The organism is Vibrio caribbeanicus ATCC BAA-2122 (genome assembly GCF_000165125.1).
GTDB classification, from domain to species: domain Bacteria; phylum Pseudomonadota; class Gammaproteobacteria; order Enterobacterales; family Vibrionaceae; genus Vibrio; species Vibrio caribbeanicus.
Genome location: NZ_AEIU01000075.1, coordinates 25,119 through 51,225 on the forward strand (window position 1 = coordinate 25,119; position 26,107 = coordinate 51,225).

At 41.0% G+C, this 26,107-nt stretch carries 23 protein-coding genes and 1 pseudogene; 13 read left to right on the plus strand and 11 right to left on the minus strand.

Going from position 1 to position 26,107, the window contains the following annotated elements:
* Both RH40_RS11155 and RH40_RS11160 read left to right on the plus strand, forming a co-directional pair.
* Positions 1-1,656: a phosphoethanolamine transferase gene (locus RH40_RS11155; protein ID WP_009601603.1), complete on the plus strand. Its 1,656-nt coding sequence runs from the start codon at positions 1-3 to the stop codon at positions 1,654-1,656.
* An 80-nt stretch (positions 1,657-1,736) separates the two neighbouring features.
* Complete coding sequence (locus RH40_RS11160; RefSeq protein ID WP_009601604.1) at positions 1,737-2,144, plus strand: GNAT family N-acetyltransferase; 408 nt, start codon at positions 1,737-1,739, stop codon at positions 2,142-2,144.
* Between the two features lie 120 nt (positions 2,145-2,264).
* Here the strand turns inward: RH40_RS11160 and RH40_RS11165 are convergent, their stop codons facing one another.
* Positions 2,265-3,158: an EamA family transporter gene (locus tag RH40_RS11165; RefSeq protein WP_009601605.1), complete on the minus strand. Its 894-nt coding sequence runs from the start codon at positions 3,156-3,158 to the stop codon at positions 2,265-2,267.
* 101 nt (positions 3,159-3,259) lie between these two features.
* On the opposite strand from RH40_RS11165, the gene RH40_RS11170 reads away from it, so the two are divergent.
* The 5 genes from RH40_RS11170 (at position 3,260) to RH40_RS20075 (ending at position 9,178) form a co-directional block, all read left to right on the plus strand.
* Positions 3,260-4,654: an aminotransferase-like domain-containing protein gene (locus RH40_RS11170; protein ID WP_009601606.1), complete on the plus strand. Its 1,395-nt coding sequence runs from the start codon at positions 3,260-3,262 to the stop codon at positions 4,652-4,654.
* 216 nt (positions 4,655-4,870) lie between these two features.
* Entirely contained in the window at positions 4,871-7,027 is a 2,157-nt protein-coding gene (ovoA, locus tag RH40_RS11175) for a 5-histidylcysteine sulfoxide synthase (RefSeq protein WP_241209887.1), read from the plus strand.
* Between the two features lie 272 nt (positions 7,028-7,299).
* Complete coding sequence (locus tag RH40_RS11180) at positions 7,300-7,713, plus strand: VOC family protein (protein ID WP_009601608.1); 414 nt, start codon at positions 7,300-7,302, stop codon at positions 7,711-7,713.
* A 280-nt stretch (positions 7,714-7,993) separates the two neighbouring features.
* Positions 7,994-8,545: a hypothetical protein gene (locus RH40_RS11185; RefSeq protein WP_009601609.1), complete on the plus strand. Its 552-nt coding sequence runs from the start codon at positions 7,994-7,996 to the stop codon at positions 8,543-8,545.
* A 138-nt stretch (positions 8,546-8,683) separates the two neighbouring features.
* The gene (locus RH40_RS20075; protein WP_009601610.1) at positions 8,684-9,178 is read left to right on the plus strand and encodes a hypothetical protein; all 495 of its coding nucleotides are present in this window, start codon (positions 8,684-8,686) and stop codon (positions 9,176-9,178) included.
* A gap of 254 nt (positions 9,179-9,432) precedes the next feature.
* On the opposite strand, the gene RH40_RS11195 is transcribed toward RH40_RS20075, so the two are convergent.
* Entirely contained in the window at positions 9,433-10,044 is a 612-nt protein-coding gene (locus RH40_RS11195; RefSeq protein WP_009601611.1) for a short chain dehydrogenase, read from the minus strand.
* Positions 10,045-10,153: 109 nt separating this feature from the next.
* Here RH40_RS11195 and RH40_RS11200 point away from each other — a divergent pair, with 109 nt between their 5' ends.
* Together RH40_RS11200 and RH40_RS11205 are read left to right on the plus strand one after the other, a co-directional pair.
* On the plus strand, positions 10,154-11,080 hold the full coding sequence (locus RH40_RS11200) for a LysR family transcriptional regulator (protein ID WP_009601612.1): 927 nt from the start codon (positions 10,154-10,156) through the stop codon (positions 11,078-11,080).
* A gap of 194 nt (positions 11,081-11,274) precedes the next feature.
* The gene (locus tag RH40_RS11205) at positions 11,275-12,594 is read left to right on the plus strand and encodes a S8/S53 family peptidase (RefSeq protein WP_009601613.1); all 1,320 of its coding nucleotides are present in this window, start codon (positions 11,275-11,277) and stop codon (positions 12,592-12,594) included.
* An 88-nt stretch (positions 12,595-12,682) separates the two neighbouring features.
* Here the strand turns inward: RH40_RS11205 and RH40_RS11210 are convergent, their stop codons facing one another.
* The 5 genes from RH40_RS11210 to RH40_RS11230 all read right to left on the minus strand — a co-directional run bounded on the left by RH40_RS11210 (position 12,683) and on the right by RH40_RS11230 (position 17,215).
* A complete protein-coding gene (locus RH40_RS11210; RefSeq protein WP_009601614.1) occupies positions 12,683-13,357 on the minus strand; it encodes a hypothetical protein in 675 nt (224 codons plus the stop codon).
* Between the two features lie 119 nt (positions 13,358-13,476).
* Positions 13,477-14,520, minus strand: a complete 1,044-nt coding sequence (locus tag RH40_RS11215) for an alcohol dehydrogenase catalytic domain-containing protein (protein WP_009601615.1) — start codon at positions 14,518-14,520, stop codon at positions 13,477-13,479.
* Positions 14,521-14,529: 9 nt separating this feature from the next.
* A complete protein-coding gene (locus tag RH40_RS11220; RefSeq protein ID WP_009601616.1) occupies positions 14,530-15,627 on the minus strand; it encodes a flavin monoamine oxidase family protein in 1,098 nt (365 codons plus the stop codon).
* Positions 15,628-15,809: 182 nt separating this feature from the next.
* A complete protein-coding gene (locus RH40_RS11225; protein ID WP_009601617.1) occupies positions 15,810-16,346 on the minus strand; it encodes a superoxide dismutase family protein in 537 nt (178 codons plus the stop codon).
* Between the two features lie 272 nt (positions 16,347-16,618).
* Positions 16,619-17,215 carry an OsmC family protein gene (locus RH40_RS11230; RefSeq protein WP_009601619.1) on the minus strand — a complete coding sequence of 199 codons (597 nt, stop codon included), beginning with the start codon at positions 17,213-17,215 and terminating at the stop codon, positions 16,619-16,621.
* Positions 17,216-17,354: 139 nt separating this feature from the next.
* On the opposite strand from RH40_RS11230, the gene RH40_RS11235 reads away from it, so the two are divergent.
* The 3 genes from RH40_RS11235 to RH40_RS11245 all read left to right on the plus strand — a co-directional run bounded on the left by RH40_RS11235 (position 17,355) and on the right by RH40_RS11245 (position 18,783).
* A complete protein-coding gene (locus tag RH40_RS11235) occupies positions 17,355-17,831 on the plus strand; it encodes an Lrp/AsnC family transcriptional regulator (RefSeq protein WP_009601620.1) in 477 nt (158 codons plus the stop codon).
* Between the two features lie 126 nt (positions 17,832-17,957).
* On the plus strand, positions 17,958-18,227 hold the full coding sequence (locus tag RH40_RS11240; protein ID WP_009601622.1) for a DksA/TraR family C4-type zinc finger protein: 270 nt from the start codon (positions 17,958-17,960) through the stop codon (positions 18,225-18,227).
* Between the two features lie 31 nt (positions 18,228-18,258).
* Complete coding sequence (locus RH40_RS11245; protein ID WP_009601624.1) at positions 18,259-18,783, plus strand: nucleotidyltransferase family protein; 525 nt, start codon at positions 18,259-18,261, stop codon at positions 18,781-18,783.
* Here RH40_RS11245 and RH40_RS11250 read toward each other — a convergent pair.
* Positions 18,780-20,633 carry an MFS transporter gene (locus tag RH40_RS11250; protein ID WP_009601626.1) on the minus strand — a complete coding sequence of 618 codons (1,854 nt, stop codon included), beginning with the start codon at positions 20,631-20,633 and terminating at the stop codon, positions 18,780-18,782. The two genes, RH40_RS11245 and RH40_RS11250, sit on opposite strands and share 4 nt — an antisense overlap.
* A gap of 165 nt (positions 20,634-20,798) precedes the next feature.
* Positions 20,799-21,545, minus strand: a complete 747-nt coding sequence (locus tag RH40_RS11255; protein ID WP_039954625.1) for a helix-turn-helix domain-containing protein — start codon at positions 21,543-21,545, stop codon at positions 20,799-20,801.
* Positions 21,546-21,759: 214 nt separating this feature from the next.
* Between RH40_RS11255 and RH40_RS11260 the strand changes: the two genes are divergently transcribed.
* Positions 21,760-24,405: a M4 family metallopeptidase gene (locus RH40_RS11260; RefSeq protein ID WP_009601631.1), complete on the plus strand. Its 2,646-nt coding sequence runs from the start codon at positions 21,760-21,762 to the stop codon at positions 24,403-24,405.
* Between the two features lie 57 nt (positions 24,406-24,462).
* Here RH40_RS11260 and RH40_RS21305 read toward each other — a convergent pair whose 3' ends face one another.
* Positions 24,463-24,990, minus strand: a complete 528-nt coding sequence (locus RH40_RS21305; RefSeq protein ID WP_241209888.1) for a methyl-accepting chemotaxis protein — start codon at positions 24,988-24,990, stop codon at positions 24,463-24,465.
* A gap of 15 nt (positions 24,991-25,005) precedes the next feature.
* Positions 25,006-25,770 (minus strand): annotated as a pseudogene (locus RH40_RS21310) (PAS domain-containing protein); the annotation flags it as partial.
* Positions 25,771-26,107 lie beyond the last annotated feature (337 nt).

Genomic DNA, 26,107 nt, shown 5'->3' on the forward strand with positions numbered 1-26,107 from the left:
ATGGCAAAGGCACTTATCAAAAGCAGCAGCTTATCCTATTTTATGTTTTCATTGCTCCTTGCTATTTATTTTACTGTCATAGTTAATATTCCGGTTTTTAGTGAATTAATAAAAATCCTTAATAAACTAGATTCAGTAAAGCTAGGCTTTATCATCTCAATCCCTATTTTCTTTATTGCAACTTTGAACTTTATTTTTAATATTTTCAATTGGCCTAAAATAGCAAAGCCATTTTTTTCTTTATTATTAATTTTTTCCAGTATTGTCAGCTATGCCACATTTAATTACGGTATACTTGTTGATACTGATATGGTCAGAAATATTGTTGAGACGAATCAAAGTGAAGCGGAATCTTATCTGAGTTTATCTTCATTTTTATGGGTTAGTCTGATGGGAATACTGCCAGCTTTTATTGTTTTGAAAACAAAGTTAGCTCGGGAGAGTGACAGCTGGGTTCGCTTTTTGTTGGTCAAATTGGTCTCCATGCTAAGCTCACTTGCTGTTATTATTTTGATTGCTGCTTTGTACTACCAAGACTACGTGTCTGTAGGAAGAAATAACAGTTATCTTAATAAAATGATTATTCCAACGCATTACGTTTATAGCATAGCTAAATTTATAAACCATGAATATTTCACTACGCCTGAGCCTTATAAATATATTGGTCTAGATGCCAGGCAGCGTACTCAAGATGGGGGCAAAACGGGTCATAAGCCTACGGTTGTGTTACTTGTTGTCGGTGAAACTGCACGTACTCAAAATTATCAGCTAAACGGTTATCCAAGAAAGACTAACCCCTATACGAGTAAACTGAACATTATTTCATTTCAAGATGTTGCTTCGTGTGGTACCGCGACGGCCGTTTCCGTACCTTGTATGTTTTCGCAGCTGACACGCAACGAATTTGATCGAAATATGGCTGATAATCAAGATAACGCGCTAGATATACTCAAGCGTGCAGGTATTGACATTGTTTGGAAAGAAAACGATGGCGGAGATAAAGGTGTTGCACATAACATCAAGAAAATAGAGTTAGACGCTAGCACTAATGCTAAGTGGTGTAATGGTAATACTTGTTTCGACATGGGGTTACTCGATGGCCTTGAGGAGCAGATCGCTAACATGAAAGGGAATCGTTTGATTGCGCTTCATTTGATTGGCAGTCATGGTCCAACGTATTTTCAACGTTATCCTGAAGAGCAAAGTATCTTCTCTCCCGATTGCCCTAGAGCTGATATTGAAAACTGCTCTTCACAACAAATTACTAATACTTATGACAATACAATTCGTTACACCGACTTGGTGCTCGCAAAGGCGATTGAGAAACTTAAAGCACTAGAAGCGCAATACAACACCGCATTACTCTATATTTCAGACCATGGGGAGTCACTTGGTGAGAGCGGTCTCTATCTTCATGGTATGCCTTATGGCTTAGCTCCTGACTATCAAAAGAGAGTACCACTATTATTCTGGATGTCACCCGGCTTTAAGCAAGAAAAGCAGGTGGACTTAAGTTGCCTCAGATCTATTGCCAAAAAGAGAGAGACACATTCTCATGATAATATTTTTCATTCTCTACTCGGAATTATGGATATCGAGACGCAAGCATATGACCCGAATTTAGATGTATTTCACTCTTGCCGTCGTTTGGGGTGATCAATGTATTTGCGATTATTTTAACTGTACATTTATACAGTTTTTGATTATGTTACACCTCGAAAAAAGAGGATAATTTGATGGCAATAGTGTTTGAAGAAGTGGTGCCCAGCGCAGAGGAATTTTGTGATATGCGGGTCAGGGCTGATCTATCAGCTAAATCAATTGAAGCTGCAAAAATGGGTTTGCCAAATAGTCTTTACGGTATTTCAGCAAGAGAAAATGGCCGCCTGATTGCAATGGGACGGGTAGTGGGTGATGGTGGCTGTAACTTCGAAGTTGTCGATGTCGCAGTGGATCCAACCTATCAGGGGCGAGGTCTTGGTAAGAAGGTTATGCAGTATATTGATGAATATTTAGCGTCCGCAGTTCTTGAAGGCTCGTATGTTTCTATGATCGCTGATGAACCCATTTTCTATCAAAAGTTGGGCTACAGGCTTGTTTCACCATCGAGCCAAGGAATGACGAAAAAGTTTCTTAGTAAGTAAATCAGCTAGCCCCAATTAACACTTGGGTATATTCCAAGTGCTAATTGGGGAATCGCGAGCCAATTCTTCATTACTTGGTTCAAAATAGTCGAGTAGAATTTAACGATCTTGGCTTCTTTTTCATTGCATTTTTTGTATCGAAGATAAGTGGTTTAAAGATTTTGCTTTGGGTTTAACAATCAAAGCAATACCAAGTAAAAACAGCACAGACACCACAACCTGATTCATTGTCAACGCTTCGTCATAAAATAGAAACCCGCTTAGCATAGCAAAAACTGGAACCAGAAGGTTTAGGGGGGCGACCGTGCTCAGTGGATAGCGTATTAACATTTTATTCCATACCCAATATCCAAAAAGTGTTGTTGGGTAGGCTTGAAACAAGACGGCAATGCTGGTGTCCCAATTCCACAGATCATACGCTTGTTCTATTATTTGATGTCCATTGAGTACGATGGCAAAAGCTATCAGTGGGACAGGGGCAAACAGCAGACTCCAAAGACTAAATGCAAATGCTTCTTGGGTTTTTGAGGCTTTGAGTATAAATCCACACAGTGTCCAGCAGCAGGTTGCAACAAAGATAAGAATCATCCCTTTCCATGTGGTTGTTCCCGTTGTTGTATGGAAAAGTAGTATCAAGGCCACCAGCGCAATAATACCTCCGATGCATTTCCTGGTTGAGACGCGCTCGTTTAGGATTAATATACCTAGAATCATAGATAGGAGAACGTTAGCAGAAAGCATCACAGAAGATAAGCTGGAAGAGAGCCCAGATGCAATTGACCAAGCGGCCATTCCCCATACGCCAACACCAAATACAACCCCATAACCGATAAGAAAGTGCCAGCCCACCTTTGGCCTAGCGATAAAAAATATTGCTGGTGTTATTGCCATAGCAAAGCGGGCAGCGGTAATTAACAACGGGTTTATCTCACTCACGCTCGTTTTTATCATAGAGAAGTTAAAGCCCCAAATCACCATCACGAGTAAAGTCAGCAACAAATCATTTCTTTTCATAAACACTCCTGAATTAGTTTCAGCAGTATTTCTTGATCAACAAAAAGAGTACAGATACAGTATTTGTATAAAAAATGAGTACAGTTTTGAGGGGAGGATCAATGGCGAAATACAAGCAACTGGCCAATCAATTTGTTTTAGAAATTGAGCAGGGTAGAAGAAAGGAGGGCAGCAAGATGCCTTCTTTGCGCCAACTCGCAAGACAATACTCTGTGAGTATGTCTACAGCTGTCAATTGTTACCAAGAGTTGGAGTCACAAGGATGGATTCATGCTAGACCCCAATCTGGCTTCTTTGTGACGGTGCAACCATCGTTACATTCCACTCCAGAATGGGTTAATTTTGAGAGTAAGGTGACTCAGATACCTACGACAGTAATTGAGAGGGCAGCCCGTTCTTTCAATCAAGCAGGGCCATTGGGTGTATCCTCAGCGCCTATCGATGAATTGACAAGGCTCGAGTTAGAACGAAGCTTTCGGCGCGGTGTTTCACGTATAGGTAATTATTTAGATGAGTATCCAGATCATCAAGGCAGTTTATTTTTAAGGCAAGCTGTTACAAAGCATCTTGCACAAGCAAATTTTCCATTCTCCGCAGAGCAAGTCGTGATTACCGAAGGATGCATGGCTGCGATCAAACTTGCACTTGAATCTTGCACTCGTGCAGGTGATACCGTAGCGATAAGCTCCCCGTGTTTTAATGGTATCCTAGAGTTGCTCGCCCTCATGGAAAGGAAAATTATTGAAATACCGTCAAATAAAGATGGGATTGATTTAGAACAATTAGAAAGGCATTTAGACGCTGGCCTACTTGATGCAGCAGTATTTTGTACGTCTCATATGAACCCTCAAGGGATCACCATGACGGTTGCTCAAAAACAAAAATTGGCGTCACTTGCGAATCAGCATCAGGTTCCTATTATAGAAGATGATGTTTACCTAGAACTATCACATTTGCCTGAGCCTCCCTTGCCAGCTAAATATTATGATAAGGGCGGTTATATTCTATGGTGCAGCTCAATATCGAAAACTCTGTCGCCATCATATCGACTTGGTTGGTGTTTACCCGGAAGATTTATTCATCAGTACAAAAATCAAGTAGGGCTCTCTACTTATGGCATTTCATTGCCAGTTCAAGCCGCGATTGGTGATTTTATTGAGTCTGGAAGTTATGCAAAACATCTAACAAAGCAATGTCATCAATTGCAAATAAACAAAAAAGAGTATACGGATTATCTTTTGCAAAGATTAGGAGACAGAGTCAAGATTAGTGCTCCACAGGGTGGCATGGTGTTGTGGCTTCAGGTACCTACACTTGACGTAAAGGAATTTCGACATACGGTTGAGAGCAGTCAACTAGATATTCGTCTTGGCGATCTTTTTAGTACACTCAATCTTTATGATGACTGCTTTCGTGTCAACTTCGGTTATCCATTGGAAGGGAAGGCTCTTGATGCACTAGACACACTGGTTCACCTGATTATTCGGTCCTCTTGAACGAGATAATGCTAAGAAACTAAGCGCGATTGTGATGTTATTTGTAGCCAGAAAGTCACCAAGATTATTGTTTCCTCTTCTTATGATCTCAACAGAGAGGCTCGAAAGATCAAACTATGACTGAAAAGTGCATTTTTATAGACATACGGTTATTAAAGTCGATCACACTTATATAGATTTATTCAACAAAATCATCAAGTTCTCCTAGAATTTCCTATGAGCAATCAAATAGCCATGGAAATTCAGTTGCATTGGGAGCACCTTATGAACTTGACCCGGGATCATCAAACCATTCTTCTTACCGGAGAGAGTGTGTCAAAAAAGCGCGAAGAGCTACATGAGTATTTTGAGCAGACTTGGCGTTTATACGAATCTCTTTTTGAAGTCATTAACAATGATAATGCCTACTACAAGAAAGCGGAGCCATTGCGCCATCCGCTCATTTTCTACTATGGGCATACAGCAACCTTTTTTATTAATAAGTTCAAGCTTGGGAAAATCATTGAACAGCGTGTAAACGAAGATTTTGAGGCAATGTTCGCCATCGGCGTTGATGAGATGTCGTGGGATGACCTCAACCAAGAGCATTATGACTGGCCGTCTGTACGTGCGGTGAGACAGTATCGAGAGGAGGTGAGACATCTCATCCATTGCGTCATTGATGATATGGAGATAACCCTTCCTATTACCCAAGATCAGCCTGCTTGGGCGGTGTTAATGGGTATTGAGCATGAGCGAATTCATCTTGAAACATCATCGGTCATTATTCGCCAGCTTCCAATCGAAGACGTCAGTGAGCATCCTCTGTGGGCTTCGTGCACCGATACAGGCAATGCCCCTAATAATAGCTGGGTAAGTGTGTCGGGTAAGAGTGTTGTTCTTGGTAAATCACAAGCCGATGCCACTTACGGTTGGGACAACGAATTTGGTCAACAAAACTGTCGTATTTGTGATTTTAAAGTATCTAAATATTTAGTCTCTAACCAAGAATATCTTGAGTTTGTTCAGCAGCAAGGTTACCTAAAACGACGCTTTTGGAGCCAAGAAGGTCAAGCGTGGCTGGATTACACAAAAGCTCAAATGCCAAGGTTTTGGATAGAAAGATCAGGGAAGCTTTGGCAGCGCAACTTAACCGAAGAGATCCCGCTGCCTATGAATTGGCCGGTGGAAGTCAATCAATTGGAAGCCAAAGCGTTTTGTAATTGGAAAGCAGAAAAAGAGCAAAAAACAGTCCGCCTATTAACAGAAGCCGAGTGGACACTACTGCGTGAGAATATTGATGGTGACGCGCCAACATGGCCTGAGGTTCCGGGTAATTTACAGTTGGCATTTTATGCGTCCTCGTGTCCAGTCAATCGTTTTGAGCATGCGGGTATTTATGATATTGCAGGGAATGTTTGGCAGCATACCGAAACCCCCATCGATGGATACAGCGGCTTTGAAGTACATCCCTTGTATGATGACTTCTCTACCCCAACGTTTGATGGTAAGCATAATCTGATCAAAGGCGGCTCTTGGATTTCGACTGGCAATGAAGCGCTTTCCTCATCACGTTATGCATTTCGTCGTCATTTCTATCAGCACGCAGGCTTTCGTTATGTTCAGTCTGAGCAAAACCCCCAAGAAATGAACTCAATGAATATTTACGAGACTGACGAGTTAATTTCACAGTATCTTGAGTTTCACTATGGCGCTGAGTACTTCCATGTCCCCAACTTTTCGGTCAATGGTATTGAGCAGGTGATGCAAAGTATTGAGCTTAAGCAGCACTCGAAAGCGTTAGATATCGGTTGCTCGGTAGGACGGGCAACGTTTGAACTTGCTAAGCACTTTGAGCATGTGGATGGCATAGACTTTTCAGCGCGGTTTATTCAACAAGCTTATGCTTTGACTGAGCATGGTGAAAAGCGCTATACGATTCGTACTGAAGGTGACTTGGTTGAGTTTAAGTGTGCTTCTTTACAAGAACTTGGCTATTCACATTTAGCCAATAAAGTGAACTTTATGCAAGGCGACGCGTGTAACCTTAAGCCACAGTTTAGTGGTTATGACCTAGTCTATGCTTCGAATCTGATTGACCGACTTTCTGACCCAAGGGTTTTCTTGGACAAAATAACAGAAAGGATCAATCAAGGAGGATACCTAGTCATTGCATCTCCATACACTTGGCTTGAGGATTATACCGACAAAAGTAAATGGCTTGGCGGGATTAAGGTTAACGGTGAAAATCAGACCACGCTGGATGGTTTAACCGAAGCCCTAATCAATTCTTACGAGTTGATTGCAGTGAAAGAAGTCCCCTTTGTTATCCGCGAAACCCGGCGTAAATTCCAACATTCCCTATCTGAGATGAGCATTTGGCGTAAACGCTGAGTTTTGTCATAAAAACGCCAAGACTTTCTGGTCTTGGCGTTATGAACGCCTATAAAAATGTAGCCTAGCGAATGTACGCAAAATCTGTAAATGGGTGCCAAATGTCAAAATGTAGGTTCTATTGACGGAGGACCCTAACTTCTATTCTCTATTTTTCTGACTTAATTATCTAGTCGGCATATCAATCATCATGCTGCTAAAAATGTAATATATTTTCACTGTTTAAAGACAAAATAGTGTAGAGTCGTGCTTTTAAATAGTCGGATTTAAGAATGTCTGAGCCAGTCCAGCAAAAAATAGGTAATGTAGCGTTAGTCGTTGAAAACTACGATGATGCTATTGATTTTTATACACAGAAACTTCAATTTGTATTGGTTGAGGATACTGATTTAGGCGGTGGTAAGCGCTGGGTGCAGATTTCTCCTCCAAACTCTAATGGTACAAATCTACTACTAGCCCAGGCGAGTACCGAAGAGCAATCTCAGGCCATAGGCAATCAAACTGGTGGTCGCGTATTCTTGTTTTTACAAACCAATGATTTTTGGCGAGACTATGAATTAATGAAATCAAATGGTGTGGTATTTCTAGAAGAGCCGCGGGTAGAAGAGTACGGCACAGTAGTAGTGTTTCAAGACCTGTATGGTACTAAGTGGGACTTATTACAATTAAATAGCATGGCCAGTTAACTCGGCTTTTATTAGCATCTGTCCTGAATTATTGTCAAAGATATAAATCCGGGACACACACCGGCAATAGGTATTTATTTTCTTAAATGACACTTAGTAAGCTTATCAACTTAAACTTCATGGAATAGTGTTAAAAAGTGCTTAATCTATTGTTAGTTATATTAAAAAAGATGTATTATTTACGTTATTAAGATACTAGACAGAACATTTCTATATTTAAGTGCAGAGTTATTCTGTTTTATATGGCTGTTATAGCAATATCTATAGTCAAAGGAATCAGATGAACAAAATACAAATAGCTTTAGTCATGGTATGCATGACTGCCCTTGGATTCATGTTGGGTGGTGGTTTCAAATCTGCTGAACGCAATACAGTGATTCAAGGTGAAGGGTTATCTTTATTTGAAGTCGAAGTTGCCAGCTCTTTCCCAGTGAAACCTCTGGAGAATTTCAATATTACAACTAATAGTCCAGTTACTAACTTTCGAGTGCCATTAGCTCTTGAAAATGAAACTAAGCTTAGCTTTCTATCAGACTTCGAAGTTACAATAGACAACGATTCTGAATTGGTGGGGAGAGTTAAAGTTAATCGAGCTTTTATTAATAAGGGTGAGTGCATTGCTGCATTGAGTTCCTTAATAGAAAAATTTCAGGAGCACTATCCTATATTTCAGTTTGAACCTGGTAAGGCGAGCTATTCGAAAATGGTTGGAGATTTGCGAGTTGGTGCTTCATGCTTAGTTTACGAAAAATCCCCATACGTTTCGCTAGAGTACTATTTAGAAAGTAACTCCGTAGTGGATAACATCGTTAAAGCTTTTACCCAAAGATAAAGCTATAACAATCAATTCAAGCAGATCCGCAACGTTTGGAACTCACAATATGAATCGGCTTTAGTGTATACGGCACAATGGTTTAGTTGGAGGTAGCGTTGCTCACTACTTAACTGGGCGTTAGGTGATTGGGAGAAAATGACAGAAATATACGATTTATGGATATCTTCAGTGTTCTGGATAGTTGCATTATGTGTATTCTTATCGGTTCTCACAATCCCATTTTATAAGTGGAAGAAAAGGTGGATCGTAGTAATTCCATGCTTCTGTATTACCGTTTTCAGTGTTTTATCATTGCTTGTGTTGGAAAATAAGATAACAAATGAAGTGTCTGAACTAATTAGTGAAGACAGTTTTGTGGTTGAAACTTATGAAGACTTTGATACTGAATTGTTCCTCAAAGCGCTAAAGAGCAAGCGATTCGTTTATACGCATAGAACTCACCCCTTAGAAAAGATGAGTATACATATAGTCAACCTCCAAGGGGAGGTTAAGTTGCAAGTTGCTCAAGATTCCAAGTACCCATACTTATATTGGGTTTACTACCCAAAGTACCGACATAGTCGTTTAAATGAACTTGGGAAAGTACGTATAAAGAAGGTGAGTAATAATCTCTTTACAAGTCAGGATTAAGCGTTGTGTAGTTAGTGTTAAATCCATCCCGAGTGTTGAACAAGCCTAAGCTTTCTGTGAGTAAATTGTTCGATCTATTTCTGTGGTGAACCTATGTTATTCATTAGAACTATCAAGGAGGAATCGAAAAGACAGTTCAGGCACGACTCGGCGAGGCCACCTAACTCTAGCTAATTTACGTCACTCTCAGCCCTCATAATAGAATGCCAAGACCTGTGGTCTTGGCGTTTATTGCAAGAGGAAAAAGCGTGATGTTAGCTATTACCTGCAAAACATTTAAAGATATGGCCATTTTCAAGACCGAATATAGAGCGCTGGTAGTAGGTTGCTACCTGAGCAGCAGGGATACTTAGGAATCCGGGGAAATATTGACCATAAACCGCCGCTGACTCAGCTAGAACGGTTGGGCTTACAACATTAATTCTAATTCCATTGGGTGCTTCAAGGGCCGCTGATTTCGCAAAAAACTCGATTGCACCGCCAACCGTTGTCGCACTTGTGCCGTAATGGATAGGGAAGTCTGATGTAATACCTGATGTAAGGGTAATGCTACCACCATTCGAAAGGTATTGAGTTCCTTCTTCTGCGATTCGGATTTGCCCCATCAGCTTGTGTTGCAAACTTAGGTTCCAATCGTCCTCTGTATATTCACCAAATGGTTTAAATGATACAGCACCCACTGCGCTGACTATGGCATCAACTTGTCCCATTTTAGCAAAAGCCTCTCTTACCGATTCACGATCAGTGATATCGAGTTGAATATCACTCTGCGAAGTGCCCAGAGTTACAATAGTATGTTCATTTTTTAGCGACTCTACGACAGCTTTACCAATCGTACCGCTTGCTCCGATAACTGCAATTTTCATATTTTCATCTCCAATAAGAATCGTTTATTCAACAATTGAGAGCATATATTTGAATGATTGGCAGAAAAACCGCAAAATATAATAACACTGTTTACTTTTTGGATATAATTTGAATCTTACTCATCTAGACACTTTTCTTTCTGTTGCCAAAATGAATAGCTTTTCATCCGCAGCTGATCATTTGGGAGTTTCAAAAGGCTTAGTTTCTCGACACATAAAAGCCCTTGAAGTTGAGCTGTCATGTACCCTTTTTTATCGAAATACTCGCAATGTCTCTTTAACTGAAGCAGGCAAAGAACTGTTCTTGATAGCCAAAGAGATTGAAGTGTTGAGATTAGGTGCAGAAAAGAAAATTCATGATTTACTTCAAGAAGATCAAGGTGTAATTCGATTTACCGCTCCTATTAGTCTTGGCCCCAATTTGTGTCGAGCGGTGATTCCGAAGTTTCGAGCACGTTATCCTAATCTCAATCTTGATATTGACTTCTCGACTCTGATTAAAGATGTCGAATTTGGCAGTATGGATATAGCTTTGCGCGCATACAGCGAACTTGGTGATAACCTAGTTGCAAAGGATTTTGGTTGGATGAAAAACTTAGTGGTCTCAAGCCCTGAGTTTCAAAGTAAGCACAGGATCAAGGCGCCCAGCGACCTGGTTGGCTTAGAGTGTATAGGTAATTTAATCAATAGTGATTGGGATCAATGGCCTCTGTTTTCTGCTAACAATGAAAAAGTAGTGGTTCCATCTGGCGGTAAATTGGCTTGCTCAAGTTATGATGGCATTTTGCAGTTTGCTTTACTCGGTGAAGGAGTCGCAAACTTACCAATGCCGATTGCTGAAAAATACTTGGCATCGGGTGAATTGGTCGAAGTGCTTCCTGGTTGGTACAGCTTAATTCACTATTTTCACTTGGTGTACGCTTATCAGCGAAATTATCCCAAAAAGCTGCGTGATTTTATCGGTGCTTTAGTCGATTGGAAGGAAAGTCATGAGAAATGGTTTGTCTCGGAGCCGTTGCTCATGCCACATAAATAAAAGCCTAGTGTCACTCATGGGTCTGGCACTCTGAATTCACTTTTTTAGTTCAAAAGGCTCCTTGTCTAACAGTCTCGAATGATTTTGGCTTCACTTCCCCTAAATTCTGCTCTCATAATTTTATTTCTATATTTCAAAAATTAAATATCAGTATTTAACATAAACAATCCAATAAAAACACAAGGATGAAGTGTATGAATTATGGAGTTAAATATAATCTGGTAACAGTATTAATAATGATTTTATTATTTTTAATGTCTCCAGTCTCAGCAAATGAAAATTCGCATTTAAATGCTCAATCTGAGATTCAATCGGCGTTAGATACGCTGAAGCGTATTACATTTTGGACATGGGAAGAAGAAGTGTCGGGGCTGATACAAGATTATGATAATATTGATAATAGTCGTATCGATGCTCATTATTTGATGAGCGAACTCAAAATGCCTCGTTGGGGACAAAAAATAACAGACTTTTTAGATCTGGCAACCTTGTTATTATCATTTCAGTCAGAACAGTATCAAAAAAATGTTCAATTTGAATTTGACCATGCTAAAGAGGTGATAAATAGTTTTAGGTACGATATTAATCAACTTGTACTTAGTGTCCATCCAGGGTTTAATTTAAACCATCACTCTCTTGCAAGTGAATATAAAGGGGAAAATATAAAAATAGTAGTATTTGATTTATTTGAACCAAAGTTACTTGCAAGCCAGCGCGAGTATTATTCTGATGCAAATATACAGGCAGTGCAGAATTTCGGCAATCCCGTCCAGCTTAATCATGGTAATTCAGTCATTGATATTATTGTTTCTATTGCACCTCACGCCACCATTATTCCCGTAAGTGCGGAATCTAACACCTATAATCAAGCTATGGCTTACCTTGAAGCTCGAACTGACATTCACATCATCAACATGAGCCGCGCTTTCTCTGCTTTAGATAACAGGCTAGATCCGCAATTTTCACAACGGTTAAACAAGATACTTAGTCGTACAATCGTGACTAAATCTCTTGGTAATACGGGCACAGATCTAGACGAGAATATTACACCATTGCGGCAGAGTCTTGGCTTAGGAGCTAGCGGAAATCTATTTGCCTATGATTTGGCATTAATTAAAGAATTTTTGCCTACAATAAGCACTAATACCGATAACCTATTGTTGGCTGTCAATCTAGACACTTTTGCTGAACAAATCGCACTAAACGCCACAATTCCCGGTGATAATACGCTAGCTACATCAAGAAGTCTCGGTACGCCTGCTGATGCGGTATATACGTGGTCCACGGGTAATTTCGAATCAGGTAGCTCTTTTGCGGCACCTCAATTAGCGGCTATCAGCGCATTGCTATGGCAAGCTTATCAAGAGCAACATCCTCAGCAGTCATCAGATATCGTCAATAAGGTAACCCAAGCCCTTAAAACTCATGTGCGTCCTTCAGTTTTAGGTTCATTTAATACCGGATTAGGGTTAGTCGATGCCGATAGTGCATTGGACAACATTTTAGGACGTTAATTGAGGTTGTTAAATTAAAAAGCTTGAGTGTCTAACTTGAAGAAAACTCCTTTCGAGTTAGACACACAGCTCGATTATAAGCTGAATTTTAGCTGTAGACGTAAGCCAAATTTAGTCTGTTACCTATACTCATCGAAGGCCACTTTTTTGCCAAGCAGATGTTTGTGTAATCTTTAAAAAAGCGGATAACATCATTACTGCCAACCTCACCTTTGAGTAAATATGAGCCAGCATTCCCATCGTAGAAAGAGATTTTTTTCGACGTATCGACAAACACGGATATACAGTGGAAGCTAGATCCGACCCCGAAACCAATTAAAGCGCCGCAGCGACGATTGCCCAGTTCAGGAAATTGTGAAATTACTTTGTGGAGATTATCGAAAGTCGCTGAGCCGCTGGGCAGAAAAATATTTTTCGTTTGTATATTGGTTTCTCGCAACAAAATCGAAAGTTGTGTTTTATAAGAGTAATGGTCATCACTTTTAGCGGCCTGTCGTAATATAGCCGCGTTAGCAGTGAGTGCTTTTGCTCTTTTACTGTTGGCAACCGCCTTATGAGCTAAACGTGGAAATTGAGTTCCCCACAGTGGAGGGTTTAATTGTTCCTTCAGCCAGATCACTGCCATTTCTGCACATACACCACCAGCCATTGAAGGGGCGAGGGGATGACCTTCGCCAAAAAGTGGGATCGTGTTGCGTTGTTGGGACTTTGACAGTTTTTCTGCGTATTGATGCAAGCTTTTATAGTAGTAATTATTTGACATAGTGGTTACCGGCTATTTTTAACGATTGTCTATCTACTCATGTTGCAGAGCATGATGAACTAATTAGTCATTTTTAATATTAATTGTCACTAAAATCAATGTCTTATTTTTTATGATATTCAACCAATCTCATTAATTTCCGATATGTTACGGTCTGAGAGATTGATGACCATACGGAAACAAGCATCTCCGGCTTTCATTTTCTGATAGGCTTGATTCGCTTGCTCAAGAGCTACAGTTTCAATCCAAGGCTTTGAGTCGGTAAGGGCGCTAAATTGCAGCGCTTTTTCATTTTCAAAAGGCGTACCTGTGATTGACCCCTGAAGGTTGAGCTCTTTACTGACTAATACACCAGAGCCGACCTCAACATTTTCTTTTCCGACTCCTAATATCATTAGACGAGAGTTAGGTGCCATACATTCTGAAAGTTGGCGTACAGAGTCTCTATGGTTGATCGTTGCGACGGCCGCACTGACATTGTTAAACTTGGAAAGAGCAAGCTTGATATCTTCTTGGTTTGTATCGATGTAGTGATGCGCGCCCAGCTTGGTAACCGTCTTTCTGATGTCTTCACCTCTACCAATAGCCACCACTCTGTAACCCATATTACGGGCATATTGAATCGCCATGTGGCCAAGACCACCGACACCTAAAACAACCACCGTATCACCAGGCTCTGCACCGCACTTTTTGAGTGCGTTGAATGTTGCCAGTCCCGCACAGAGAATAGGTGCTGCCTCATGGGACTCTAACTCATCCGGAATTTCAACCAGACCAGATAGGGGAGCAAGCATCATTTCTGCGTAGCCTCCATCAATCGTTGCCCCTACAACTTCTTGATTTAAACAGTGTTGGAACTTGCCCTGTCGACAGGAAGTACACTGGTTGCAATGTCCAGCTAGGCGGCCAACGCCAACGCGTTGGCCTAGTTCCCATTGAGATTGTTTTGCATCTCCAATAGCAATGATCCTACCGACCACTTCGTGCCCCGGAGTGCGATGGACATTGGTGTGTTTTTCAATGTCGGCGATATCAGCACCGCACATACCACAAGCTTCGACTTGGAGCAGAACTTGGGTTTGATCAGGGGTTGGAACAGGCTTATTCACCAATTCGAGCACTCCTGGTTCTTTTATTTGCATCGCTTTGTAGGTTTTCATCATAGTGTTGTCCTAGTCTTTCTTTTGCTTAGAGATATAGGATTGAACTCCGAGCCCTGTAGCTTCAATCGCTCCAGCTAACAAGCCGGGGTATTGTCTAGACCATTCGCTGGCCACTCCGATGACACGATCTTGCCACTCACCGGAATTGATAAAGGCTTCGGGTGCTATTCCATGCGAGCCACTACCGATGAGATCCAGCGCAGTTGCCGTATTGCTGTCTTGTGACCAGTCTTTTAGAAACTCATACTTAGGCTCTGGTATTTCAGGGCCAAAAAGTCTCTCGAGTTGTGCACGACAATGGAGCTTAAGGGTTGCGTCATCGAGATCTTTACGCACATTGGCGGGGACGCCAACAAAGCCAAATAGCGCGGCCATTCCACCTTCTGATGAGGCATCGTGGATTTCGACCATTGGTCCTCTTGCACTACGTGCGTCGCCAGATAGCCCTTTTTCTCGCCAAAATGGCGTCTCAAATACCGCAACATATTTTGCGTGAGGTGCCATCCAAGTGGGTGTAGCTTCCCATTGTTTTAGCGTCTTTTTCGGTAGTGCTGGGATAAATTCAATGTTTTGCGACAGTAACCTCGGTGGTAGAGCAAGAAAAATGTGCTCTGCGTGAATGATCTGACCGGATTCGCAAGTGATCTCGATAGAGCCTGTTTGTTTTTCTACCCTTGATACTTTTTCATTGAACGTAATATTCTCATGATTGATACGCATTTCTAACGCATCGATTAATGCACCCATACCACCTTTTAAACGCATGGATTGAGGCTCACCAGTGTATCCCTGCATTATAATAGGCTGCTCATTTGGTGAACGTTCCAGTACCATTTTACCCGAATCAAATTGGGCGAATCGTGTTAAGTTTAGCTTATTGATTAACTGAGAAAACTGAGGCTGATAGCCAGGCCAAAACCAAGTCGGGCCCAGGTCAAACATGCTAGTGCCCATGTTGTTTTCTACTTTCTCCGTAAGAATACGTCCTCCTAAAGATGAGTTAGATTCAATTAAGAGATAATCACTAATGCCATGTTGCTCTAGTAGATATGCCGTGTATAAACCGCTTAGGCCACCACCAATGATAGCAATTTTATGTGTTTTCATTCTATATCCTTACTATCTACTACTAGATAGTCTATCGAGTTATTTTAATGGGGACAACGAATGTCCCCAAAACAGATAGAGCTACTTTAATGAATCAGTAAATAAAGGTCAATCATTTTATCTACCTTCTGGTAGGTAAGTTTATTTGATTAAGAGTCATCGCTATCAGTTTTGACCGAGTATTATTTAATAATACCGCAGATAACTCTTTTGTTGTCGGCATTAGATAAGGTGGGTAAATCGGAGTGATTATCTCCCAAAGAATCAATGATGAGTGCCCGATTTCTGATTTCGTGCAGCTTTATACGTGGAGCAAGGACAGGGTGCTCTATGTTCCCATCAATATCCACATGTAGCGTTGGGAGGTCCCCTAGGTGACTATTGATTGCCCACGGCAGGCCATGTTTGCCAGCACCGTAGGGATCATAGTGTCCGCCGGCTGCACCAGCTTTTACCGCCTTTCCATTAATCACAGCGCTGTGGCAAGAGGGATTTGAGTGAATGTGGAAGCCGTGGGCTCCAGTGTCCAAACCCGTCAGATCCGGAGTAAAAACCGCGCCAAATTCAGTTTCAGTAATGACAACTTTACCCGCTAGTTTGTTGCTGTTTAGGTCAATCATATCGACCGTAATCTTGCGTTGGGTTTGATGTGAAGCATCATTACAAGCAAAGGCAGGCAATGAAGCGATGCACAGTGCAATTAAAAGGAGAGCTTTCATGGTTTTTTCTCAATTTAAGACTATTAATCTGAAGTATATTAACTACTTGCTGACGAGTGTACTCATCTTATTTATATTTATAATAATAAGGACTGCGGATATTATTATCATTTATGAGAATAGACTATAGATTTTTTTCTCATCAGACCAGTTTTTTAAATTGTCTGAAATACTCATGGTTTTAAACTCAGTGGCAATGAGACATTACCTTTCTGGGGGAGGGACGGGATAGCCAACTTGCTAGGCTATCCAAGGATTTTATTGGGCTAGTGTTATTCGCCAGAGTGAGCCAAAGCTTCCTCTCCATTGTATATAAGGCGTGTTGACCAAGGGATAGGATTTCTCAAGGCATAGTGCGCCATACAGCCATTTTCGGCTTCATCAAGTAATGACTTTATATTTTCCTCAGGTTCCGAGCTATTGATAATAACGTGGGTTTCTACCACATCGCATCCACCTTCAGTCATGTAACCATGATCTCGCATATGACCTAGGTTTGTTCGAAAGACAATACGTTGCTCAAGTTTTAGGGAATCAACTTGTATCTTCCGAGCAGTAAGGATGTCAGTGAGGTGTGTCATCAAACAGAAGCCGATTCCAGCAGAGAAAAAAGCCAATGGTGGTGGCGCGGTATCATTGCCCACCGGTGGCTGCTCATCACAGTAAAGTCTGACAGAGCTAAATCCGGGTATATTGACTGAGACAACGCCTGTTTTTTTCTGCATATCTCCAGCTTCTGCGCTAAGATTTACCTCGAAACGATAGGGCTCTGGGTGACGCGCCTTAGTGAATGAGTTTGTTTTATACTGCGTGAGTTTTGGTTTTTCTGCACAGAACTCACCAACGTGATATTGCTTACTTTCAGACATATTACTTTCCTTGTTTTTTCCTTAATCAGTCGATAAATCTTAATCAAATTTTCGTGAATTTAGTCGTCAAAATTTGCATTTAAACGATGAGTTTTGGTGGTATGCTTCAATCTTGCATTTAAAAATGAAGGGACCCGTCATGCTGACCCAGCAAGATAAAAAAATCATTTTACAACTGCAGAAAAATGGACGAATGCCCATCGTTGAACTGGCAAAAATCACTGGGATGTCTGAATCGACATGTCTTCGTCGTACTCGCTCTTTGGAAGAGTCCGGAATTATTAAAGGCTATCGTGCTATTGTTGATTCTGACCGAGCAGGATTTGCTGTGACAGCCTTTGTTCAAGTGAGTATTGATCAACAGAGTGAAGCTGCTTTTGATCAGTTCAAGAACGCCGCGAAAGACGACCCATTCATTTTGGAGTGCTACTCATTATCTGGGCCGTATGACCACTTAATGAAGGTGGTGGCAACAGATAATAAAGAGCTCTCAAAGTTTGTTTTGAAAACACTGAGATCTTATCCGGGAGTTCGAGATGCGCAGACGCTTTTCGTCCTCGATGAGGTAAAGCATTCTACCGAGCTACCCATTCAACAATTGAGATTATTTGAATAGCTTTTCTTACGTTGATGTGCCAAGATTATTTCAGCTCGGTAATGCAAAATTGCTATTTTAGCTATTATCAAACCACTGATGTTTTCTAATAATGGGTAGCATGTTAGAAAATGTGAGAGGTTTAACATGGCAAATGGTTTTACAAAAGATGGAGGCGTTCAAGAGCAAATCGATGCGACCATCGATGATGCCATTGTTCGTGCACGCTCAAAATTACACCACCAGTCAAATACGACGGAATACTGTATTGAATGTGGAGAACAGATCCCTTTAGGAAGGCGCCAAGCACTACCCGGAGTTGAGCTGTGTATCCAATGTCAGAGTGAAAAAGATGACAATGAAAAGGCGTTAAACCTTTTTAACCGTAGAGGGAGTAAGGACAGTCAATTACGTTAAGAGAGAATTATTCTTGGATCGACTAATACAGATGCTTGAGTCAGACTTTGAGAGAAAACAGGCGCTGCTTTGTGTCTCATCCTTGTCGTTGCCTCAATGTTATATTGCTGCCGGCTTTTTGCGTAATCTAGTGTGGGATTCGCTGCACAACTACCGTGTACCGACGCCCCTTAATGATGTTGATGTTGTATATTTTGACCCAACAGAGCAGGAGCCAGATCACTATTTAGCGTACGAAAAATACCTCAGTAATTGTCTTCCTCACCTGAACTGGCAAGTAAGAAATCAAGCCGTTATGCACAAGAAAAATCACGATCCGGCTTACACGAGTACTTTGGATGCCATGAGTTACTGGCCAGAGAAAGAGACAGCCGTTGGAGTGAGATTATTAGAAGATGGATGTTATGACTTTATCAGTGCCTTTGGTTTTGAATCACTGCTGGCGGGTAAAGTATCTTACAACGATAAGAGAGATAAGCACGTATACCAATCTCGGTTGAAAACCAAGCAATGGCTCAAGAAGTGGCCTCTCCTTGAGCCAGAGCATTATATTTAACTTATTAGGGTCTGAACTTTTTGTCTGAGTGTTATAGAGTTCTCTTGGTAAGCGACACTTCCGATATTGATACCAATTTTAGACCAAAATCGTCTTGGTCTAGTCGTCAAGGCGTGCCCGCCTTTGTGGCTAAAAAATGAACCCCACATTCCGTTTAGTGCAATCGCAACAGTTGGCACCGAATTTTCTTTGATTATTTTGTCAACACCTGAGCGAAATTCACCAAGCTGCCCATCATTGGTTAAACGTCCCTCTGGGAAGATACACACCACTTCATTGTTACTCAGTGCTTCGTTGATAGTGATAAAGGCCTGATTATAAGTGGTTTGACATTGTCTTGGTGAACAAATCGGGATGATACCAGCCTGACGGAACACCCATTTTAATAAAGGTATTTCACTTATTGATTTATCCATAATAAAACGAATCGGGCGATGAGAAGCTCCCATCAAGATCAAAGCATCAAGGTATGTCACATGGTTAGAGACCAAAAGCGCGGGCCCTGTAGTGGGAATATTTTTTTGACCTTCGATCTTGACTCGGTACATGATCCGAATCAGAAATGCACTAATAAATCGCAAGGTGAACTTCGACGTTTTTTTATAAATAATTAGAGCGACAAAGACGTTTAATGTTGCAATCAAGCCGAATAAATCAGCAATGTTACGGTCAAAAATACTCAGGACTAGAATCGAAGTTAATGCAGCGGCAACCATAAAAAATGCGTTGATAATATTGTTTGCAGCAATCATCTGAGCGCACTTATTTTTGGGGGCTTTACTTTGAACGTAAGTATATAAAGGCACGATAAAAATACCGCCACTGAGTCCGATAAATAAGATATCGAACATGACACGCAGATGTTCGGTTTTTGCAATGAACAATTGAACACTCAAATATTTCTGACCATCAGTGTGTGGTGCCGGCATTGCGTGCAAAAGGTCCGCACTAAACAGAGATACACCAATTAGGGCAAGAGGTATTAAACCGAGCTCAATTTTATTACGTGATAGTTTTGTATACAGCCAAGAACCCATCGCTATTCCGACGGAAAATAGGGCGAGGAGTAAAGAAACAACGGTGCTATCTCCCAACAAATAGTGCATGGTAAAATTAGGGAATTGAGTTAAATAGCTTGCACCGATAAACCAAAACCAACTGATCGCAAGAATAGCGAAACAGATATTTGAGTCATTTTTGGCTAGCTTTAGGGTCTCAAAAAATCCTAGAAATGGTCTCTGTATGGACTTTTGAGGGCTAGCCTTATGATTGGGTGCTGCAGGGATAAAGTTACTACTGATGTAACCGAGTAGAGCAAGAGTAAAAATGCTAAACGCAGCAATCTTATCACCATATGAGGCAGCCGTTATGATACCAGCACTAAGTGTCCCAATAAGAATGGAGAGAAACGTACCGACCTCAACCCAAGCGTTGCCTTTGACTAATTCATTTTGTTTTAGTGCTTGAGGCAATAGAGCATATTTTACCGGGCCAAAATATGCAGATTGAGTTCCCGTTAAAAAAAGCAGTATCAACATTGTGGTCGCACTTTTCGCTAAGATAGCAACGCCAGCTAATAGCATGATAATTAACTCTGTCTGTTTTAGCCGTCTAATGAGTTTAGCTTTATCCGAGTTATCAGCAACTTGTCCTGCATGAGAAGAAAACAAGAAGAACGGCAAGATAAACAGGCCCGCTGCGATGTTTACGAAGAGTTCGCTTGAGCAATATGTTATTTCGACTTGTGAGTAGGTGACGAGTATCAATAAAACATTTTTATACAAGTTGTCATTGATCGCCCCCAAGCATTGGGTAATAAAAAAAGGGAGAAATCGTTTTGTGGCAAACATAGCGGCTCCTCGTTGTTTCGGTATATAGCTATGGAGTGCGCTTATTGTATCTGTTTGCATTTCTGCGGCTATAACAGATGATGAAGTCTTATCTAACGAAGCTTAAAGTAACGCTATATGTTACTTTTATACTGATGAGCTAAAAGACGCCAATGAACTTGGTGTCTAGTCATTGTGTTTGTGCTCTATATCCCTAAAGAGTGGTAAGGTCCATTTTCTAATCGCAACGATAAGTGAAGTTCCATGCTTTTCATCGATAGTTAGTGACTCATCACTCTGGCAAGAAAGATAGAACTCTTCCACTACCTTGAGTAATTTTTGCTGCATTTTTCTGTTCGTTGGTATGCTCATCAGTCCGGTTGCCATGACAAGTTCTTCATCACTGCCGGAAAAGTCGCTGTTGAAAAATGCTTCTTTGACCTGCTGCTGAAAAAAAGCTTGGATTGGTCCGCCGTGTTGCCATCTAAATGATGGGGAAATACGCAAACGAATTTTATTTTCTGGTAGCAGCTCAATAATATTCAGCCTGTCCAACTCAGCAAGTCTCTGAATTAACTCAGCCTTTGTAAATTGATATTGCTGTACGATTTGTTGAAACTGGTAACCGTTGATAACACATATAGCAACCAATAGGAGCCGTTTGTCGTCTATCAAGCGTTGTTCTTGTTTAAGTGTCAGGGAGGTGATCGTGTTATCTTTGCTGTAAGCTAACTTGAATAACTCTGACATGTCCATGTCGAGCAGCGAGCATATACTTTCAAGTCTCTCTAAACTTATTTGGTTACCTTCAGCAAGGAGTCTTTTGACAGAGCCTTCACTTAGCTTTAAATTCTGAGCAATATCACAATAACGTAGCCCTCGAGCTTTGAGCTGATTCTTGAGTTCAGTGATGAGTATACGAGTGGACGACATATTGATCCTAAGCCCTAAATATCCAAGTGAGATTATCATTCTGGCACTGATTAAATTTTGAGTTACCCAGTTTTTCTTACTGAGCTCACAGTTTTTATACATTTTAGGTTTTAATTGTATAGGAAATCGTCTCTCAACTTTATCTGCGCCTTTTCATAAACCATCCTTATTAAGTTCATGTTGTCTTACATCGAAATGACTGGGGGTAAGGGGTATGAATCATAGTGTGTGGTTACATAGACTTTTGCCTGTCAGCTTAGTTCTAGCGTTCAATATTGAAGCTGCAATTGTTGAAGAGGTGGATGATACAATATTTACCTCGACTACCTCACAAGTCCAGTCATTATCGAGCGCCACTAATAAAACTGGCTTCTATCCAGTCGAACGTGTTGTTCTTCCTAACGGTAAAGTGAAAGTTAAACATCGACAGTATTATATGGGAATTCCTGTTGAAAAAGGCCGAGCCGTTTCTGATGTTGAGAATAATCGTTACGTTAATGCGAAAGGACTCAAAGTTAGCGGCTTGACCTTGGATCAGCAGGTAACCAAACCCAACCTCACTCACAGTCGAGCCCTCGCGATTCTTAAAGAAAAACACTTCATTAATGTACCCGCTGTCGAAGTCCTTACTCCAGAAAACGAAAAGTCTGAGCTGATTATTTGGTTAGATACGCAAAACGTTCCAAGACTAATTTATAAAGTTAGCTTCTTTCTGGCTGCAAAGAAGCCAACTCGTCCACACGCATATATTGATGCGAAATCTGGTCGAATAATCAAAATGTGGGAGGGTCTTGCTCACATCGAAGATCTGGCCACAGGGCCTGGTGGGAATGAAAAAGTTGGCCAATACACATTTGGAACAGATTACAGTAAATTTAAAATTGATAAGGTAGGTAACACTTGTCGATTAGAAACACCCCGTGTCAAAACTGTAAATTTGCATCATGGTACATATGGTTCTTCCGCTTTTTCATATGCTTGTAATGATTCGAACAACTTTAATTCCTTTAAGGCAATTAATGGTGCATTTTCGCCATTGAATGATGCTCATTTCTTCGGTCAATTGGTATTTGACATGTACCAAGAGTGGTTGGGTATACCTCCACTTACTTTTCAATTAGTCATGCGAGTTCACTACGGGAACAATTATGAGAATGCATTTTGGAATGGAAGCTCTATGACCTTTGGTGATGGCTATTCGCGGTTTTACCCTTTAGTTGATGTTAATGTCTCCGCTCATGAAGTTAGTCATGGCTTTACCGACCAGAACTCAGACTTGATTTACTCCGGTATGTCAGGGGGAATTAATGAAGCTTTTTCTGATGTCGCCGGTGAAGCCGCAGAATATTACTGGAAAGGTGACGTTGATTGGCAAGTTGGGCGTGCAATTTTTAAATCAACCGGGGCGCTTCGCTATTTTGAAACTCCCTCGAGAGATGGGCGTTCAATTGATCACGCAAATCAATATTATGATGGGTTAGATGTTCATTATTCTAGCGGAGTTTTCAATCGAGCTTTTTATCTGTTGGCGAACATGCCTGATTGGAACGTCAAAAAAGCATTTGAAGTCTATGCGCTCGCAAATAAACTATATTGGACACCAACAACGACATTTGACCAAGGGGGCTGTGGTGTCAAGCGAGCCTCCGCGGACATGGGCTATAACACAGACGATGTAGTAAGTGCTTTTTCTCAGGTTGGTGTGAGGTCGTGTTTTTCCGCTACCGAGCTCTCAAGTGTCAATATTATCAGTAATATAAGTGGAGTCAGAGATTCTGAGCAATTTTACTATTTCAATTTACCTCAAAATACAGAAGCTGCAACATTGACTCTAGCAGGTGGCAGTGGTGACGCGAATCTCTACTTAAAATACAATAGCTGGCCAACTAAAGATAATTATGATTGTGCGTCGCTTACCTCAAACAATACCGAGACATGCAATGTTACCTTACAGGGTAGTGGTGAATATAATGTGCTTATTTTCGGAGAAAGCGAGTACGCCAACGCATCATTAAAGCTAGATGTTGTCGAGTCCCCCCCAGAAACGCTGAGTGTCGGTCAAACCATTTCAAGTTTGTCTGGTAGCCGTGGCGACGTACTATTTTATAAGTTTGCTTTAAGCGATAATGCTCAGGAGGTCAAAGTGAGCATTTCTGGAGGAGAAGGGGATGCAGATTTATATCTTAAACGAGGTATGGTGCCTTCAAAGGCTGATTATGATTGTCGCCCCTACTACTATGGGAATGATGAGAGTTGCAATGCAATAGGTGAAAGTGGTGATGAGTTTTATATCATGATTGATGGCTATTCCTCCTTTTCAGATGTGGTATTATCATTGATAGACCAGACCAGCTCTCTGTCTCCCGAAGAATTGGCTGTTCCTATTGATGTACTATCACCCATTTCGGATATTGAGGGTAACCAAGGAGACAAAAGATACTATTCTTTCATCATCAATTCAGAAGCTTTCATAGTGCAAAGATCGTTAAAGAGCCTATCGTTTAATTTGTCTGGCGGGATCGGAGACGCTAACCTGTATGTAAAAGTGGGTTCTGCGCCGAGTACTTCTGATTATGACTGTCTTTCAGTCTCTGGCTCAAATCAAGAAACCTGCACGATATCAAGAAACCCAGGCACTTATTACGTCATGATTTATGGCGCGCAGGCGTTTCAAGGTGCTAAATTATCGGTTTCAAACCAAACCATCGATAGTGCGTCTAGCGATGTTTCTGCCGCTAGTCGTGGCGGTGGCGGTGGGTTACCACTTTGGTTAGTGTTAGTGCTATCTGTTATATCGTCTTGTCGAACGGTTTCTTCATTTTTGATTGGCTTGAGGTTGTTTGGTAAAGGTTTACGATAAAGATGATTAAAGCCAGCGAGGCTGGCTTTTCAGAGAGACAAGTCAACAACAGACAAATTAATTTTTGTCTATTTTCAATTGACCGACTGCATTCGCGACACTCTCCGCTCCCTTGTATATATCATCCATGGTAGAGGAGACTTCAACAATACGGCCATTGGTTTCCTCGGCTATCTTATTTACATCGTTCATGGCTTTTGTAATGTCTTCAGTCAACGACATATTTTTGTCTACAACCTGCGTAATTTCTTCGGTTGATTCAGAAGTTCGAGATGCTAACTGCCTTACCTCATCTGCAACAACCGCAAAACCACGCCCTTGTTCACCTGCTCGCGCAGCTTCTATGGCCGCATTGAGAGCGAGAAGGTTAGTTTGATCCGCAATACCACCAATGGTTTTCACGATCTCAGATACATCATTTGATAAGGTACCCAACTCCTCTATTTTGGAGATCGACTTGGTGAGGTTTTCTACCATTTTTTGCGAGATACCAACGGTATCCTGAAGAACCTTATTTCCCTCTTGAGCAACTTTGGATGTTTCGACTGATGTGCTGAACGCGATATTGGCAGCTTCTGCAACCATCTTTTCTCTGTCAACATCTGCGGTGATGTCAGAGGCAAACTTAACGACTTTGTAGATTCGGTGTTTTCCGTCACAGACAGGGCTGTAGGCGGCTTGAATCCAAACTTCTTGGCCGTGACTATTTTTTCTCAAGAAACGCCCACTAAACGCTTTGCCGCATGACAAATCACGCCAAAAGTTTGGGTTTTGCTGATAAAAATCGTCAAAGCAAAACATACGATGATGTTTACCTTGTATCTCTTCGAGTGAATATCCGACCGTCTTTAAAAAGTTATCGTTTGCAGTGAGAATAGTTCCGTCGGGTTCAAATTCAATCACGGCGAAGTTTTGATTCAGTCCGGTAATTAAATCTCTTTGCGACGCGGCTTGTAAAGTTTTCTCTGTAACGTCGGAGGCGATTTTCATCACATTGACGACCTTGCCCTTATCATCTCTTATAGGGAAATAGGTTGCTTCAATAAATACTTTATTGCCATCTTTGTCGTAACGCTGAAAAGTTCCAGATTTTAAGTCACCTTTCGCTAGGTCTGCCCAGAATTTTTGGTAATCACTAGTTCTGGTGTATTCAGAGTTGCAAAATATTCGATGGTGTTTTCCCTTAACTTCCTCGAGCGTATATCCCATTGCTTTTAGAAAGGAGGGACTCGCTGTTTGGATATTTCCATTAGTATCAAACTCGATACTGGCCAAAGCTTGATTCAAAGATGCTACGATTTGTTGATATTTGAGTAACTCACTTTCTTGTTCTTCGGACTTCTTATCTTTCTGAAATAACCACATAGGTTCCCCGCTTTATTGGGCACAGCCGCTGCAAAGTACTAATTAGTATAGAACGATATAATTTTTTTTCCGCATCACGCCAGAGAATATAAGTCGCGATTACATTAAGTTTATACCGACTTTTAAATTTATACACAAACGTTGAAAAAGTTAGCTGAAGATAACTTGGTCGATAGCATGAAATACAACAAAAGTAGAGCAATAACTCTTATTTGGGAATGAGGTCTCATTTGAAATAGAGAGACGTTGTGTGAGTTACATGACACACATGTGGAGCATGGCAAATTAATGAATGATTAAAATGATTATTTTGCAATTAGCTAAGCCACTTCATATT